General features: G+C 62.4%; 16 protein-coding genes. 7 read left to right on the top strand and 9 right to left on the bottom strand.

Annotation, left to right across the window (positions count from 1 at the left end):
* Positions 1 to 112 precede the first annotated feature (112 nt).
* Positions 113 to 1,558, top strand: a complete 1,446-nt coding sequence (locus ACXX9E_RS22775) for a SulP family inorganic anion transporter (RefSeq protein WP_458556244.1) — start codon at positions 113 to 115, stop codon at positions 1,556 to 1,558.
* Between the two features lie 108 nt (positions 1,559 to 1,666).
* On the opposite strand, the gene ACXX9E_RS22770 is transcribed toward ACXX9E_RS22775, so the two are convergent.
* Positions 1,667 to 2,182 (bottom strand): carboxymuconolactone decarboxylase family protein, encoded by a 516-nt coding sequence (locus ACXX9E_RS22770; RefSeq protein WP_458556243.1) that lies wholly within the window; start codon positions 2,180 to 2,182, stop codon positions 1,667 to 1,669.
* A gap of 189 nt (positions 2,183 to 2,371) precedes the next feature.
* Here ACXX9E_RS22770 and ACXX9E_RS22765 point away from each other — a divergent pair, with 189 nt between their 5' ends.
* Complete coding sequence (locus tag ACXX9E_RS22765) at positions 2,372 to 3,187, top strand: AraC family transcriptional regulator (RefSeq protein ID WP_123462535.1); 816 nt, start codon at positions 2,372 to 2,374, stop codon at positions 3,185 to 3,187.
* Positions 3,188 to 3,189: 2 nt separating this feature from the next.
* Here the strand turns inward: ACXX9E_RS22765 and ACXX9E_RS22760 are convergent, their stop codons facing one another.
* The gene (locus tag ACXX9E_RS22760) at positions 3,190 to 4,083 is read right to left on the bottom strand and encodes a DMT family transporter (protein WP_186744341.1); all 894 of its coding nucleotides are present in this window, start codon (positions 4,081 to 4,083) and stop codon (positions 3,190 to 3,192) included.
* 91 nt (positions 4,084 to 4,174) lie between these two features.
* On the opposite strand from ACXX9E_RS22760, the gene ACXX9E_RS22755 reads away from it, so the two are divergent.
* Together ACXX9E_RS22755 and ACXX9E_RS22750 are read left to right on the top strand one after the other, a co-directional pair.
* Complete coding sequence (locus ACXX9E_RS22755) at positions 4,175 to 5,506, top strand: aminotransferase-like domain-containing protein (RefSeq protein ID WP_458556242.1); 1,332 nt, start codon at positions 4,175 to 4,177, stop codon at positions 5,504 to 5,506.
* 159 nt (positions 5,507 to 5,665) lie between these two features.
* Positions 5,666 to 6,052, top strand: a complete 387-nt coding sequence (locus ACXX9E_RS22750; protein ID WP_123462539.1) for a c-type cytochrome — start codon at positions 5,666 to 5,668, stop codon at positions 6,050 to 6,052.
* 85 nt (positions 6,053 to 6,137) lie between these two features.
* Here the strand turns inward: ACXX9E_RS22750 and ACXX9E_RS22745 are convergent, their stop codons facing one another.
* The 3 genes from ACXX9E_RS22745 to ACXX9E_RS22735 form a co-directional block, all read right to left on the bottom strand.
* Positions 6,138 to 7,808 (bottom strand): sensor domain-containing diguanylate cyclase, encoded by a 1,671-nt coding sequence (locus ACXX9E_RS22745; protein WP_458556241.1) that lies wholly within the window; start codon positions 7,806 to 7,808, stop codon positions 6,138 to 6,140.
* Between the two features lie 157 nt (positions 7,809 to 7,965).
* Positions 7,966 to 8,445, bottom strand: coding sequence for a phage infection protein (locus tag ACXX9E_RS22740; protein ID WP_458556240.1), 480 nt, complete (start codon positions 8,443 to 8,445; stop codon positions 7,966 to 7,968).
* 176 nt (positions 8,446 to 8,621) lie between these two features.
* The gene (locus ACXX9E_RS22735; protein WP_458556239.1) at positions 8,622 to 9,191 is read right to left on the bottom strand and encodes a chorismate mutase; all 570 of its coding nucleotides are present in this window, start codon (positions 9,189 to 9,191) and stop codon (positions 8,622 to 8,624) included.
* Between the two features lie 116 nt (positions 9,192 to 9,307).
* Between ACXX9E_RS22735 and ACXX9E_RS22730 the strand changes: the two genes are divergently transcribed.
* Together ACXX9E_RS22730 and ACXX9E_RS22725 are read left to right on the top strand one after the other, a co-directional pair.
* Positions 9,308 to 10,666 carry an MATE family efflux transporter gene (locus tag ACXX9E_RS22730; RefSeq protein ID WP_128613682.1) on the top strand — a complete coding sequence of 453 codons (1,359 nt, stop codon included), beginning with the start codon at positions 9,308 to 9,310 and terminating at the stop codon, positions 10,664 to 10,666.
* 107 nt (positions 10,667 to 10,773) lie between these two features.
* Complete coding sequence (locus ACXX9E_RS22725) at positions 10,774 to 11,331, top strand: YceI family protein (RefSeq protein ID WP_458556238.1); 558 nt, start codon at positions 10,774 to 10,776, stop codon at positions 11,329 to 11,331.
* 15 nt (positions 11,332 to 11,346) lie between these two features.
* Here ACXX9E_RS22725 and ACXX9E_RS22720 read toward each other — a convergent pair whose 3' ends face one another.
* The 3 genes from ACXX9E_RS22720 to ACXX9E_RS22710 form a co-directional block, all read right to left on the bottom strand.
* The gene (locus ACXX9E_RS22720) at positions 11,347 to 11,559 is read right to left on the bottom strand and encodes a YXWGXW repeat-containing protein (RefSeq protein ID WP_123462545.1); all 213 of its coding nucleotides are present in this window, start codon (positions 11,557 to 11,559) and stop codon (positions 11,347 to 11,349) included.
* A 42-nt stretch (positions 11,560 to 11,601) separates the two neighbouring features.
* A complete protein-coding gene (locus ACXX9E_RS22715) occupies positions 11,602 to 11,925 on the bottom strand; it encodes a YXWGXW repeat-containing protein (RefSeq protein WP_458556237.1) in 324 nt (107 codons plus the stop codon).
* 182 nt (positions 11,926 to 12,107) lie between these two features.
* Complete coding sequence (locus ACXX9E_RS22710; RefSeq protein WP_458556236.1) at positions 12,108 to 12,593, bottom strand: hypothetical protein; 486 nt, start codon at positions 12,591 to 12,593, stop codon at positions 12,108 to 12,110.
* A gap of 151 nt (positions 12,594 to 12,744) precedes the next feature.
* On the opposite strand from ACXX9E_RS22710, the gene ACXX9E_RS22705 reads away from it, so the two are divergent.
* Positions 12,745 to 13,431: a GNAT family N-acetyltransferase gene (locus ACXX9E_RS22705; RefSeq protein ID WP_128613685.1), complete on the top strand. Its 687-nt coding sequence runs from the start codon at positions 12,745 to 12,747 to the stop codon at positions 13,429 to 13,431.
* A 275-nt stretch (positions 13,432 to 13,706) separates the two neighbouring features.
* On the opposite strand, the gene ACXX9E_RS22700 is transcribed toward ACXX9E_RS22705, so the two are convergent.
* Positions 13,707 to 14,825: a DmpA family aminopeptidase gene (locus tag ACXX9E_RS22700; RefSeq protein ID WP_458556235.1), complete on the bottom strand. Its 1,119-nt coding sequence runs from the start codon at positions 14,823 to 14,825 to the stop codon at positions 13,707 to 13,709.
* Between the last annotated feature and the right edge of the window lie 8 nt (positions 14,826 to 14,833).

Here is a 14,833-nt window from a genome sequence, read left to right as displayed (position 1 = left end):
GATCAGTGTCAGCGTTCACTGGCCCGCGGCGGAACAATTCCGTAACATCCGCAACCCTCTTTTTCCGCGAACACCCGCGGCCGTGCTCATCGGCCGCCCAGTCAGGTAAGCCATGAAACCGATTCGTCTGCGCGCCGATGTCCTGGCCGGACTCACCACCTCGTTTGCCCTGTTGCCCGAGTGCATTGCGTTTGCGCTGGTGGCTCACCTTAACCCGCTGATGGGCCTGTATGGCGCGTTCATCATTTGTACGCTGACCGCTTTGTTTGGCGGCCGGCCGGGCATGGTCTCCGGTGCAGCGGGTTCGATGGCGGTGGTCATCGTCGCGCTGGTGGTGCAACACGGCGTGCAATACCTGCTGGCGACAGTGTTGCTCGGCGGCCTGATCATGATGGCGTTCGGGCTGCTGCGTCTGGGTAAACTGGTGCGCATGGTGCCGCACCCGGTGATGCTCGGTTTCGTCAACGGTCTGGCGATCATCATTGCGCTGGCGCAACTGGAGCATTTCAAGAACGGTGAAGCCTGGATGAGCGGCACGCCGTTGTACCTGATGACCGGGCTGGTGCTGTTGACCATGGCCATCGTCTATCTCCTGCCGCGCCTGACCCGCGCGGTGCCGCCGGCCCTGGTGGCAATCCTCGGCGTCGGCCTGCTGGTCTACCTGTTTGGCCTGCCGACCCGCACGTTGGGCGACATGGCACACATCGCCGGTGGCCTGCCGACTTTCGCGCTGCCGGACATTGCATGGGATCTCGAAACCCTGCGCATCATCGCGCCATACGCGATCCTGATGGCGCTGGTCGGGTTGCTGGAAACCCTGCTGACCCTCAACCTCACCGATGAAATCACCGAGACCCGGGGCTATCCGGATCGCGAATGCGTGGCGCTGGGCGCGGCGAACATGGTCAGTGGCGCATTCGGCGGCATGGGCGGTTGCGCGATGATTGGCCAGACGGTGATCAACCTCAGTTCCGGCGGGCGCGGGCGTCTGTCGGGTGTGGTGGCGGGGGTGTTGATTCTGTTGTTTATCCTGTTTCTGTCGCCGCTGATCGAGCGTATTCCGCTGGCGGCGCTGGTCGGGGTGATGTTCGTGGTGTCGCAGCAGACCTTCGCCTGGGCCTCGTTGCGGGTGCTGAATAAAGTGCCGCTCAACGATGTGCTGGTGATCATTGCGGTGACAACCATCACCGTGTTTACCGATCTGGCCACGGCGGTGCTGTGCGGCATCATCATCGCCGCGCTCAATTTCGCCTGGCAGCAGGCTCGCGAGTTGTACGCCGATGAACATCTGGAGGCCGATGGCAGCAAACTCTATCGCCTGCATGGCACGTTGTTTTTTGCCTCGACCACGCCGTTCCTCAATCAATTCGATCCGGCCAACGACCCGGCGAAGGTGACGCTGGATTGCCGGCATTTGAGCTTCGTCGATTATTCGGCGATCGCGGCGCTGAAAACCTTGCGCGAGCGCTACGCCAAGGCGGGCAAGGAATTGCAGGTGTTTCACCTCTCCGAGCGCTGCAAGAAACTGCTCAAGCGTGCCGGCGTCGAGCACCACTGATCCTGTGTGGAAGCGGGCTTGCTCGCGAAGGCGTCGTGTCATTCAACGCTGAAGTTGAGTGATCCATCGTCTTCGCGAGCAAGCCCGCGCCCACATTGGTTTTTGCGTTTAAGCGATGGCCGGAAAGTCGATGTCGGTCAGCGCGGTGTTGTTCAGATAGTTGGTCAGGGTCTGCACGGCCACCAGCGCGATCACTTCAATGATCTTCACGTCGTTGATGCCGGCAACGCGTGCGGCTGCGATCTGTTCGTCGTTCAAGTGGCCGCGGCTCTCGGTCAACTGCCGGGCGAGCGTGGCGTAGGCGTTGAGTTCACCCTGACGCGCGGCGACGATGTCTTCGGCCGACAGCCCGGCCTTGCCGGCAAACAGCGTGTGTGCTGCCAGGCAATAATCGCATCCGTTGACCTGTGACGTGGCGAGGTACACCGCTTCCTTTTCCTTGGCGCTGAGCGAGGTTTTGCCGAGGATCGCCGAGGCTTGCACGTAGGTTTCCAGCGCCACCGGCGCCTGGGCCAGGGTGGCGAACAGATTCGGCAGGAAACCGATCTTCTTTTTCACGCCTTCCAGTACCGGGCGAGTGGCGTCAGTGGCGGTGTCGAGGCTGATAGCGTTGATGCGGCTCATGGTGATTCTCCGAAAATCCGCGGCGAAGTGCAGCGGGGGTGGAGGCCATGTTAGGCAGCGCAACTGGCGCCTTGGCGGCAAATCGTCGAGGATATGCGGCAGATCGTCCAGAATTGCCGGCCAAGCGCCTTCGCGACACGGCGTCAGCGGTGCAACCAAAAAAGCAGCAGATTTGCCTCGGAGTCGCCCATGGATCGCCTTTCCACCTTGCTCAGCCATTTCGGCGTAAACGCCGGGACCTTTCACAGCGGCACGTTTTGCGGCCTCAGCGTGCATGCCGACGAACCGTGTGGCCATGTGCACCTGTTGCAAGCGGGCGAGTTGCTGCTCAAACCCGGCAACGCGCGCGAAATCAGACTCGATGAGCCCTCGCTGATTTTCTTTCCCGGCCCCTTTGCCCATCGGATGTTCGCCGACGAGGCCATGAACCCCCGGATCGTCTGCGCGACGCTGACATTTGACGGCGGTTCCGGTAATGCCCTGGCGGCAGCCTTGCCGGATTATCTGGTGCTCAAACTCACGGAGATACCGGAGCTGGGCGGCACGCTGGAGTGGTTGTTCAAGGAAGCTTTCGAAGCGCATTGCGGGCGGGTGGCAGTGATGGACCGGTTGTTCGAGTTGTTGGTGATTCTGTTGTTGCGCCACCTTATCGAGCGTCGCGAACAGCAGCCGGGGATGATGGCCGGGCTGGCCGATCCACGGCTGTCACGTGCACTGAACCTGATCCACGAACAACCGGAAAAACCGTGGAGCGTGGCCGAACTTGCCGCCGCCGCCAACCTGTCCCGCGCAGGATTTGCCGAACACTTTCGCCGCGTCGTCGGGCAGCCACCGGCGGACTATCTGCTGAGCTGGCGAGTCAGTCTGGCGCAAAAACGTCTGCGCGAAGGCAAGCCGATTGCGTTGATTGCCGAAGAAGTCGGCTATGAAAGTCCGTCGGCGCTGGCCCGGGCGTTTCGACGCAAGACCGGGCTCAGTCCTCGAGCGTGGAAGGCAGCCAACTGAGGTCATTTGGCGAATTTCTTCGCTCCGACCACGCATGAAATCACGCCCAGCGTCACTGCCAGCATGCCGAGGCTGACGTGTTCATGCAGCAGTGTCGCGGCCAGGGCCAGGCCGAAAAACGGTTGCAGCAACTGCAACTGACCGACCGCCGCGATCCCGCCCTGAGCCAGGCCGCGATACCAGAAAACGAAGCCAATCAACATGCTGAACAACGCGACGTAGGCCAGGCAAAGCCACGCTGACAGACTGATGTCGCGGAACGAGGCGGGCGCCAGCCACAGACTCAGCAGCGCCATCACCGGCAGCGCCAACACCAGAGCCCAGCAGATCACCTGCCAGCCACCGAGGCTTCGCGACAGTTTTGCGCCTTCGGCGTAACCGAGGCCGCAGGCCAGAATGGCGGCGAGCATCAGCAGGTCGCCGGTGGGCGAAGCGGTCAGCCCTTGGGCCAGGGCGAATCCGACCACCAGCGCACTGCCAAGTATCGAGAAGATCCAGAACACCGGTCGTGGCCGTTCACCGCCGCGCAACACGCCGAAAATCGCGGTGGCCAGCGGCAGTAGTCCGACGAACACAATCGAATGCGCCGAGGTCACGTGTTGCAAGGCCAACGCGGTCAGCAACGGAAAACCGAGCACCACGCCGAGCGCGACAATCAACAGCGACCACCACTGCTCGCGCGCCGGGCGTGGTTCGCGAAACAGCCACAACAGCGCCACCGCACACAACCCGGCAATGGCTGCGCGTGCCACGGTGAGAAACACCGGATCGAATTCCAGCACGGCCAGACGCGTGGCCGGCAATGAGCCGCTGAAGATCACCACGCCGATAAAGCCGTTGATCCAGCCGCTGGTTTTGTCCAGGGTCGGGTGGGGCAGATTCGAGGTTTGTTCCATACGCCTTCATGCTCGGAGAGGGGGTTGTGTTTCGGTCATGCTAGGGCCGAGAATCAGCACAATCAAAGAATTGTCATGGATACATCCAGCGATGCCGCGATCCCGCTACAAGACACTGGTCGACGCTTACGCCGGCGACATCCGCGCCGGGCGTCTGGCGCCGGGCACACGATTGCCGACCCACCGGGAACTGGCGGCCAGCGCCGGGCTGGCGCTGGCCACCGCGTCGCGGGTGTACGCCGAGCTGGAGGCGATGGGGCTGGTCAGCGGCGAAACCGGACGCGGCACTTTTGTGCGGGAGACCTCGTTGGCGCCGGGGCAGGGCATTGATCAGAAAGACGTGGCGGTCGGCATGATCGACCTCAATTTCAACTACCCGTCGTTGCCCGGTCAGGCCGACCTGTTGCGCACGGCGCTGCGCCAGTTGGCACTGTCCGGCGACCTTGAAGCGCTGTTGCGTTACCAGCCCCACGCCGGTCGCCAGCACGAACGCGCTTCGGTGGCGCGCCATCTGACGGCGCGCGGGGTCAACGTCGACGCCGCGCAAGTGTTGATCGTCAATGGCGCTCAGCAAGGGCTGACGGTGACGCTAATGGCGTTGCTCAAGCCCGGCGATGTCATCGCGGCCGACGCGCTGACCTATTCCGGTTTCAAAGTGCTGGCCGAAGCGTTGCATCTGGAGGTGGTGGCGATCCCGTGTGGCGAGCACGGGCCGGATCTGTCGGCACTCGACGCGCTGTGCCGCCAGCGTCCGGTGCGCGCGGTGTACAGCATGCCGACGCTGCACAATCCACTGGGTTGGGTGATGCCGATCGAGCAGCGCGAGCAACTGGTCATGCTTGCCCGCCAACATGACCTGATCCTGATCGAAGACGCGGCCTACGCCTTTCTGGTGGACAACCCGACACGGACCTTGATCGACATGGCACCCGAGCGCACGGTGTACGTGTCCGGGCTGTCAAAAAACATTGCGACCGGTCTGCGCGTCGGTTTTATTGCGGCGCCCGACACGAGGGTGCCGGCACTGGAGCGGATCATCCGCGCCACCACTTGGAACACCCCCGGGGTGATGACCGCGATGGCATGCGGCTGGCTCGATGACGGCACCGTCGCGCTGCTCGAGGCGCAAAAGCGTCACGATGCCAGGGCGCGTCAGGCGCTGGCCGCCGAGTTGTTGACAGGACTGCGCTGCATTGGCCATCCGTCCTCTTACTTCCTGTGGCTACCGCTGCCGGAAGACGTGCGCGCCGATCAGATCGTCGTGGCGTTGATGCACGAACAGATTTCGGTCACCACGGCGGAGCCGTTTTCGGTGTCGGCGCAGGTGCCCCACGCGATTCGGCTGGCGTTGGGGTCGGTGGACATGGACGTCTTGCGTCAAGCGTTAATCACCGTCAGAAAGGTCATCGGCGCGTACCTGTAAGCTTTCGCTGGCGAGAAAACCGTGGCGAGGGAGCTTGTTCCCGCAGGACTGCGCAGCAGTCCTGTGTTTGCGGCCGCTTCGCCACCCGGCGGAAGCAAGCTCGCTCGCCACAAAATGTTAGCCTTGGCGCACTTGCACGACACTGCTTTGGATCGTTTGATGAAAAACAGCGCTTTCCTGTCCCTGACCTTGATCCTTGCCGCAGGCCTTTTCGGCACCACCGCGCACGCCGCCGGTGACCCGGAGGCTGGCGCCAGGATCTTCCCGCGCCTGTGCGGCGGCTGCCATCAGGTCGGCGAATCCGCCCGGCCGGGCTTCGGTCCGCAACTCAACGGCATCATTGGCCGCAAGGCCGGGACCTCGGCGAACTACGTTTATTCCGACGCGATGAAAAATGCCGGCCTGACTTGGGACCGCGACACGCTGACGGCGTACCTGAAAGATCCGAAAGGCGTGGTGCCTGGCACGCGGATGATTTTCTGGGGGCTGAGCGACCAGGAAAAACTCGACAACCTGCTGGCCTACCTCCAGACCTTCGCGCAATAAGGGCCGGCGCTTGATTTCTGATCGCCGCCACGCTTGGCGTGGGAGTGCCTCACGGACTGCGTACCCACGTAGCGCGTGGGAACGATCAGAGAGGCGAGGTGATGATTACGTGATGCGCCACTCGGTTGCGTCCCGCCGCTTTCGCCTGGTACAGCTGTTGATCGGCGCGTTTGATCAGGGCGGTGGGGCTGTTGTCCGCCGGGTCAGCCAGGCCCACGCCGATGCTCACCGTGACGTGTTCGACCACCGGGAAGTGCGTGTCGGCAATCGCCGCGCGGATTTTCTCGGCGACCACTTCCGGGGTGTCGGGCTGGGCGATTTCCGGCAACAGGACAGCGAACTCTTCACCGCCGTAACGGGCGACGAAATCGGTGGTGCGCAGGCTGGCGCCGATCAATTGGGCCAATTGCCTGAGCACGTCATCGCCCACCGCATGGCCGTGGGTATCGTTGATGCGTTTGAAATGGTCGGCGTCGATCAACAGCAGTGCAAACGGGCGCCCGGTGCGGCGCGACAGCAGCGTGTATTCGGTGAGTTTTTCGTCGAAGCGGCGACGGTTGTAGGCGCCGGTCAGCGCGTCGTGGGTCGCCAGGCTCAGCAGCTCGGCGTTGGCCTGGCGCAGATCGGCCGTGCGCTGCGCCACGATGGCTTCCAGCGATGCATTGGCCTCCTGCAGTTCGCGTTCCTTGCCGAGCAGCGACTGCGTCATTGCATCGATCGACTGGCCAAGCTGGGCGATTTCCCGCACCGGGTGCTGCAACGGAAAGTGCGCACCGGGCTGGTTGTCCTGCACCTGTTTGGCCGAACGCGCCAACTGTTCGATCGGACGACTCAGGTACAGCGCCAGATAATAGGCCACCACGCCAAACAGCACGGCAGCGACCACCCCCAGCAAGAGCAATTTATACAGCAGCATATGCGCCGGTTGCAGCGCGGTTTCCAGGGGCTGGCGCACGGCAATCGACCACGACAGTGCACTGCTCGACGGTGTTGGCACTTTGACCATACTGGTCAGGTAGCCATCGCCCACCGACCAGCCCGGCGCGCGTGAATCACTCGTCGACAATCGCTGGCCCATCAAGGCTTCGGGGTAGAGCACTTTGCCGTCGTGATCGATGATCAGCGCTTCGATGTCCGGTGCCGAGTTCTTGTGGGAGAACGCCGCCGATTCGACAATGCGCGTCACCCAGTTCCAGTGCGCGTGCGCGCCCAGCACACCAATCACCTGATCGTCGGCATTACGGATCGGCGCCGCGAAGTCGATGAAACGCAACGGTTCGCCGCTGGGCGACCCCGGCAGCATTTTGGCCAGCAGCACCGCTTCATGAGGATTGCCGGTGTATTCGCCGCGCAGTCCGGCCTGAAACCACGGCCGTTGTTGCACCGATTGGCCGACCAGCAAGCCATTCACCGCTTGATGCACGTTGCCTTGGGCATCGGTCACACCCATCCACGCATATTCGGCACGGGCCTGAGTGCGCAGTTGCAACGATTTGAGAATGGCCGGGTTGTCCAGATCACCGCGTTCCAGATGCGGTGCCCGGCTGAGCAGATACACCTCCAGCTGCCGCTCGCGCAGTTGTTCACCCAGCAACGACGCGGCCGAACGTGCCGTATTGAGCAGCGCGCTGCCACTGGCCTGCTTCATCTGCTCGGTGGCGATATGGCCCACATAAAAGCCCACGCTCAATAACGTCAGCAGGGACAAACCGGTAAACCAGAGAGTGAGATGGCTACGCAGACTGGCTTTGAGCATGGGCGGTGTCTGTCTTCATTGGAGTGGCGCCATGGTATGCGACATCGACGATCAGCTGCCAGCGAAGCGGTTCACGAACCGGGACGAAACCGCCGACACGAAAAAGCCCGGCTGATCAGGCCGGGCTTTCAATGGGGACAGCGGCAGTGCTTTGGGCTCAAGCGTTGCGGCTTTCGATCAGACGATCCGAACCGCCTTCGGCAACGCGGCGTTCGAGCAGACGATCCGAACCACCTTCGGCAACGCGGCGTTCGAGCAGACGATCAGAGCCACCTTCGGCAACGCGGCGGTCGATCAGACGATCCGAACCACCTTCGGCAACGCGGCGTTCGAGCAGACGATCCGAACCACCTTCGGCAACGCGGCGTTCGAGCAGACGATCCGAACCACCTTCGGCAACGCGGCGTTCGAGCAGACGATCCGAACCGCCTTCGGCAACGCGGCGTTCGAGCAGACGATCAGAGCCACCTTCGGCAACGCGGCGTTCGAGCAAACGATCCGAACCGCCTTCAGCCACACGGCTTTCAATCAACTTGTCCGAGCCGCCTTCGGCGATCAGGGTGTGCGCCGGGGTTGCGGCGAAAGCGTTAACTGCAAAAACCGAGAAAGCGATGCTGAGAAGGGTCTGGCGTTTCATGATCGTGTGCTCCGGGGTGTTTTGGGTTGGTATGGAGCGGATGTTACGCCGCAGAATTTTTATGAGAACTTCATTGCCGTGATGGTAAACATCGACGGCAATGATGGTCCCCCAAACCCCACACCAACCACTTGTAGGTGCTGGCGCCGGCTGCGATCTTTTGATCCTGACGTCGCTCAGCGTGAGTTCCCGGCCCGAACACACAACTCCCCGGTAGCCCTGACCAACGCCAGCTCATGCAGCGCATCCCGCGCCAGCCCCTTGCGCGCCTCCATCACCCAGGCTGGACAATCCGCAGCCTGGCGATACGGCGCAAACGCTGCATATTGCTGCAACAGCCGGCTCTGCAGCTCATCCAGTCGCGGGCGGATCTGCTGGCCCAGGTCCGGCCGCGGTGTGTCCGGCGCCGCCCCGGCCGCCTGCCATTGCGCGAGCAAGCCGTACTGCACCAGCTTGTTGGCTTCCATCTGCGCCGCGAGCAACTGTGCAACTTCTTCAGGATCCAGCTTGCGTTCAACGGCCAGCGCGCGGGCGTTGGCAATGACCTGCGCTTCACGCGGGCCGTCCTGAATCGGCTTGCCGCTGTCCCATTTGGTCAGCGCCACCTGATCGCCGATGTTCAGGCGTTCGTTCAGGGTCATCAACAAGGGTTTCAACGACTCGGGCGCTGCGGCTGAGGCGGCGTGGGCGGTGCCGGCGAACAAAGCCAGCAAGGCACAGGAGAGCAGGCGTGACGGCTGGAGCATGGGCATGGCCTCGATTGAAATATAAACACGGGGCTCAAATGTTAATTGCACCCCGCTTGCAAGTCACCGAAGCTATCCTGCATCAGTCTTCCCGTGTCGAGATGGACCTCCAGTCAATGCAAACCCCCAGCGCCATCAAACCTCTCTGGCAAACCTACTTGCTGTTTCTGGCGCCGATGGTGTTGTCCAATTTCCTGCAATCGATGTCCGGCACCGTCAACAGCATCTACATCGGTCAGATGCTCGGCACGCAGGCCTTGGCGGCGGTGTCGGGGATGTTTCCCATCGTGTTCTTTTTCATTGCCCTGGTGATCGGCCTCGGTGCCGGCGCCGGTGTACTGATCGGCCAGGCATGGGGCGCGCGTGAGCCGCACATGGTCAAGGCGATTGCCGGGGCGACGCTGCTGTTGGGGGTATTGATCGGTCTGGTCGCGGCGGTACTCGGCAGCGTTTTTGCGCGGCAGGCGTTGGCCGGGTTGGGCACGCCGGCGGATGTGCTCGACGATGCGGTGGCGTATGCCCACGTGATGATGTGGATTCTGCCGTCGATGCTGGTGTTCGTGTTGTTCACACAGTTGCTGCGCGGGGTCAGCGATACGCTGTCGCCGTTGCTGGCGTTGATGGTGTCGACCTGCGTCGGGCTGGCGCTGACGCCAGCGCTGATACGCGGTTGGTTCGGCTTGCCGCAGATGGGCATTCAGAGCGCGGCCTATGCGGGACTGGCGGGTAACCTGTCGGCGATGGCGTGGCTGGCGTGGCGCCTGATTCGCAAGGGGCATCCGCTGGCGCCGGATCGCGAGTTCTTCGCCGCGTTGCGCCTGGACGCGGCAATTCTCGGCAAGGTCCTGCGCATCGGTCTGCCGACCGGTGTGCAGATGATCGTGCTGTCGTTGTCCGAGCTGGTGATTCTGGCGCTGGTCAACCAGCATGGTTCACAGGCGACGGCGGCCTATGGCGCGGTGACCCAGATCGTCAACTACGTGCAGTTCCCGGCGTTGTCGATTGCGATCACCGCGTCGATCCTCGGCGCCCAGGCCATCGGGGCCGGACGGCTGGAACGCATGGGGCCGATCCTGCGCACCGGGCTGCTGATCAACGTGTGTCTGACCGGTGGATTGATTGTGCTGGGCTATTTGCTGTCGCACTGGTTGCTGGGTTTGTTCCTGACCGAGGACAGCACCCGCGCCATGGCCGAACATCTGCTGCACATCATGTTGTGGAGCCTGCTGGTGTTTGGCTTCCAGGCGATCATCGGCGGGATCATGCGTGCCAGCGGTACGGTGCTGGTGCCTGTGGCGATCGCAATCATCTGCGTGGTCGGTGTGCAGTTGCCGGCGGCGTACTGGCTGGACGGGCAATATGGTTTGCAGGGCGTGTGGATGGCGTTCCCGGTCGCGTATCTGGGGATGCTGGTGCTGCAGACCCTGTATTACAAGCTGGTCTGGCAGCATCAGAAGATCGAACGCCTGGTTTGAATACAGCCAAATGCAGAAGCTGCCGCAGGGGCGTGGGTGGTGTAACCGGCCGATGTTTGCTTAAGTCAATCGAGCCCCCGACGACAACGCGCTGCCCGGAGAATCCCATGTCGATTCGTTTGTTGCTGGTTGCCGCGTTGTTCCTGTGCGCCATTCCCGCCGTGCAGGCGGTGGAATACACCCGGGTCAACACCGCCGCCAGCCAGATCAGTTTCACGTACAACCAGATGGGGTCGCGGATGTACGGCACGTTCGGCAAGTTCGACGCGACGCTGAAGCTCGACACCGACAACCTCGCCAACGCCCAGACTACCTTGCACATCGACCTCACCAGCATCGACGCCGGCAGTGAAGATGCCAATACCGAACTGGTGAAACCGGCGTGGTTCGATACTGCGAAATTCCCCGTGGCGGTGTTCGAGTCCAGCCAATTCACTCGGGTTTCCGCAAACCACTACCTGATCGCCGGCCGTCTCACCCTCAAGGGCATCACCCGTGATGTGAAGGTGCCGGTGGAACTGAAACCAGACAGTGACATCGGCATTTTCGACGGTGAACTGTTGCTCGACCGCGACAGGTTCTGCTTGGGTGCGGGGGAGTGGGCCGACACTGTGGTGTCCAGGGAAATTGCCATCAAGTTCCGAGTGGTGGCGCCACAACAGTGACGCCACCTGCCCGGTTCAATAGGCGCGCCAGTGCCCCGGCACCCAGCGCCACTCATTGCCGCCCCAGCGATAATGGCCTGCGACCCAGTGATAGCCCGGTGCAGGCATCACCGGCACCACTTCCACCGGTGGCGGTGGCCGGTGCGGACGCGCCGGTGCAATCACGCAACCGGACAGGGTGATCGCCACCAGCGTAGCGGCGAGGAGCGATTTAACGGTGTTTGACATGGTGAAGTTCCCGATAGATGAGGTGTACAGCGTGTCGGGCGATCAACGCACCCAATGCCCTTCAATCCAGACCCAGTTAGGCCCGCGAGCCTGCCAGTGCCCCGGTTTCCAGCGCGCGCCGTAGCGCACCGGTTGCCAGTGACCGGGCACCCAGACATAACCGCGTCCTTGCCAGCGCCAATGGCCCTGATCCCAGACATAACCGGGACGCGCGCCCGGCATCACTTCCATGCGCATCGGCGGCGGTGCTTGCTGAACGATCACCACCGGTTGCGCGAACACCGGCGCGCTGCCCAGCGCGGCCAGGGTGAGCGGCACCAGCAGCAGGTTTTTTCGCCATTTGGACAGGGAACGCAAAACGCTCATGACAACTCCTCAAGGCCTGCGTGGAAAAGTGAACGCAGTTGAGGAATTGGACGCCGAATCGGCAAAAGATCCTGTGCGCGGCAGATGAAATTTTATTCAGAGAGGAGGGCGGCGCGAGGCTGACAGCGTGGCGCGCCAGCAAGGTATGCCGCACGCGCCGAGGCCGGGAGGTGAACCTGGGTTCAATAGAACCGGTCTTGTTCTTTCATCGCCTGAATCTGCCAGAACGTCCTGCCCGAGATCAGCAGAAACAGCAGGGCGAGCAACACACCACCGGCCATGATGTAGAACCCGGTCTTGTAGCTTTGCAGCTGGCTGGCGATGCAGCTTTTGTCAGGCATCCAGCGCGAAACCAGCAGCGGGATGGGGCCATCGACTTCGTACTGGGTGTGTTCGGCGTAGCGCTCGTCGGCATGCTGCCCTTCATGAACCTGGCCTTGCTCATCGGCATAGCGATAGTGGATGACCTTGCCATTCTTGTTCATCGGGATGTTTTCCAGCTGCGTGACAGTGCCGCGGGTGTCCACGCCGTTGAGATTCAACACGCCATACAGGATGCCCTGATTGCGGGCCATACCGGCCAGAAGCAAGACCACGCAGCAGGCGACGGTCAACATGACGATGCGGTTATAGAGGTGATCCTTGGCAGCTTCGCGCGGGTAATACATGGCCCGATCCTTGGTCTTGGCGGAGAGAGAGGTCGTTACATCGGCCCGCGCAAAGGGATCTTTAGGCGGTAGCCGGTCGCGTCACGGTATGATGTCGCGGTTCGTCGACCGCCGCGGTTGTCGGCGACGCTTTTTACCGTCGGAGTTCGCCATGCCACGCATCACCCATTACAAAACCCCATGCCCGGAAAGCGTCAACAGCCAGATCCTGCAGATGGTCGTCGACTACTTGACCGACATCAGCGCGGTCGGACTCGGCCCGAGCAACCTGCTGTACAACGTTTATCAGTACGTGGTCGGTTATGAGGTGCATTTGTATCTGGAAGCGTTGAACGGCGAGAAGGGCACCGAGGTGGAGTTGCTCGTGGCGACCGATGACGATGACCCGCAACAGCTGATCGGTTTTCTGCTGTACCTGCCGGTGCAGGGCGATTGGGAAGCCTGCAGCGTGGCGTACATGGCCGTGCGTGAAGGGCATCGGCGCCAAGGGGTGGCACGGGCGATGATCGCTGAAATGGTCGGGCGTTACCCTCACGCCGAACTGGCCTGTAGCGTCGGCAAAGTCCCGTATTTCGAGGCGCTGGGTTTTGACGTGATCGGGCAGCGCGAGACACAGGTGCTGATGAGTACCCGGCATTACCGCAGCAACGGTCTGCGCGGTTTCATCGACACCACGCCGATCTACCGGTCACTGGAAGTGCAGCAGATTCACACCTATCTGCTGCAGAAGAACGGCAAGCGCGCCATGCTCGATGCGGAGAAACAACGCGACCGGCATCTGGATCAAGTCACCCGCCACACCGAAGCATTCGTGCGCCAGCGCCTCACCGTGCACTGATTGCGTACCCGGCCAATTCGCGCAGACAAAAAAAGAGCCTCAAAGCTCTTTGATGGGGAGGAAGTAGAGCCCGTGAGGCTCAAGATGCGCATGAAGCCAGGCACGGGCTTGATTTGGGGTTCAGAGCACCCGCGCCTACGCAGCGCTGGATGAGCCAAGTCACTGCGTCATTCCATTCTGTGAGCGTGGCAGGGCGGGCTCAAGTACCGCCAGTCGCGCGGATTGCGCCGCGAGGCAGCGCCGCGGTGGCGCCGCTCCTCCAGGCAACAGTGATGTTAGCGAGCGCCGGGCCAGCCTGCTTGGGCGAGGGCGGCGAGCAGGGTCTCGGCATCCAGTCCCGGCACCGAGTGGCCGTTGCCGTCGGTGCTGTCGCTGGCGAGCAGGGCGTTGATGATCGCTTCTTCCACCGCTTCAGTCGCCGCCAGAAACAGCTCGCTGATGTGGTCGTTATTGACCATGCGCAACCCGTCGCAGGTCGGCGCGCCTTTGCCTTCGTAGGCAGCGGGTGGCACCTGAGCGTTACCAGTGGCGAAGGCGATGAAAATGTCGCCGCTGTGGTCTTCATTACCACCGCCGGTCCGCGCCAGGCCAAGGCTGGCACGCTGTGCCAGACGCGTGCATTGATGCGGCAACAACGGTGCATCGGTGGCCAGGCAGACGACGATCGAGCCCATGCCCGGGTGCGGCAGCGAGGCACGCAAAAACGGCGAGTCCTTTTGCTCCATGTAACGCCCGACCGGATAACCATCGACCCGCAGCTCACTGCGAATGCCGTGGTTGGCTTGGACGATGGCGCCCACGGTCCAGCCGCCCTCGGCAGCGCTCAAACGCCGCGATGCGGTGCCGATGCCACCCTTGAATTCATGGCAGATCATGCCACTGCCACCCCCCACGGCGCCTTCTTCGACCGGGCCGTCCACCGCACTGTTCATTGCTTCGGCAACATGCTCGGGCTGCACGTGGAAACCGTTGATGTCATTGAGCAAGCCATCGAAGGTTTCCAGCACCACCGGCATGTTCCAGTAGAGCCGGCCGTCATCCGGTTGTTGCTGACGATCCAGGGCAATCATCGCATCACGCACCACACCGAGGCTGTGGGTGTTGGTGAAGGCGATCGGGCTGGTCAGCAGGCCGGCCTCGCGAATCCATTCCAGCCCCGTGGCATCGCCGTTGCCGTTGAGCACATGCACACCGGCGAAACACGGCTGCTCGTTGGTTGACCCCGGACGCGGTTCGATCAGCGTGACGCCGGTGCAGATGTCTCGGCCGGCGCTGCTGCGCCCGCGCACATTGCTGTGGCCGACACGGATGCCGGGCACGTCGGTGATGGCGTTGAGCGGGCCGGGCGATAACTGACCGATGCGGATATTGAGGTCGCGGGCACGAGGTTTCATTGAGGTTG

The sequence above is a fragment of the Pseudomonas sp. GNP014 genome, assembly GCF_054344005.1.
The sequence above is the reverse complement of the archived record's forward strand: the minus strand, read 5'-3'. Positions and strand labels throughout refer to the sequence as shown.

Bases quoted from the DNA above. Each gene is read 5' to 3' on its own strand.
- ACXX9E_RS22710 (WP_458556236.1), bottom strand. From the start codon at position 12,593: ATGTATTACCCGCGCGAAGCTGCCAAGGATCACCTCTATAACCGCATC.
- ACXX9E_RS22755 (WP_458556242.1), top strand. From the start codon at position 4,175: ATGCCGCGATCCCGCTACAAGACACTGGTCGACGCTTACGCCGGCGAC.
- ACXX9E_RS22730 (WP_128613682.1), top strand. From the start codon at position 9,308: ATGCAAACCCCCAGCGCCATCAAACCTCTCTGGCAAACCTACTTGCTG.
- ACXX9E_RS22700 (WP_458556235.1), bottom strand. From the start codon at position 14,825: ATGAAACCTCGTGCCCGCGACCTCAATATCCGCATCGGTCAGTTATCG.
- ACXX9E_RS22720 (WP_123462545.1), bottom strand. From the start codon at position 11,559: ATGTCAAACACCGTTAAATCGCTCCTCGCCGCTACGCTGGTGGCGATC.
- ACXX9E_RS22775 (WP_458556244.1), top strand. From the start codon at position 113: ATGAAACCGATTCGTCTGCGCGCCGATGTCCTGGCCGGACTCACCACC.
- ACXX9E_RS22760 (WP_186744341.1), bottom strand. From the start codon at position 4,083: ATGGAACAAACCTCGAATCTGCCCCACCCGACCCTGGACAAAACCAGC.
- ACXX9E_RS22715 (WP_458556237.1), bottom strand. From the start codon at position 11,925: ATGAGCGTTTTGCGTTCCCTGTCCAAATGGCGAAAAAACCTGCTGCTG.
- ACXX9E_RS22735 (WP_458556239.1), bottom strand. From the start codon at position 9,191: ATGCTCCAGCCGTCACGCCTGCTCTCCTGTGCCTTGCTGGCTTTGTTC.
- ACXX9E_RS22770 (WP_458556243.1), bottom strand. From the start codon at position 2,182: ATGAGCCGCATCAACGCTATCAGCCTCGACACCGCCACTGACGCCACT.
- ACXX9E_RS22750 (WP_123462539.1), top strand. From the start codon at position 5,666: ATGAAAAACAGCGCTTTCCTGTCCCTGACCTTGATCCTTGCCGCAGGC.
- ACXX9E_RS22740 (WP_458556240.1), bottom strand. From the start codon at position 8,445: ATGAAACGCCAGACCCTTCTCAGCATCGCTTTCTCGGTTTTTGCAGTT.
- ACXX9E_RS22705 (WP_128613685.1), top strand. From the start codon at position 12,745: ATGCCACGCATCACCCATTACAAAACCCCATGCCCGGAAAGCGTCAAC.
- ACXX9E_RS22725 (WP_458556238.1), top strand. From the start codon at position 10,774: ATGTCGATTCGTTTGTTGCTGGTTGCCGCGTTGTTCCTGTGCGCCATT.
- ACXX9E_RS22765 (WP_123462535.1), top strand. From the start codon at position 2,372: ATGGATCGCCTTTCCACCTTGCTCAGCCATTTCGGCGTAAACGCCGGG.
- ACXX9E_RS22745 (WP_458556241.1), bottom strand. From the start codon at position 7,808: ATGCTCAAAGCCAGTCTGCGTAGCCATCTCACTCTCTGGTTTACCGGT.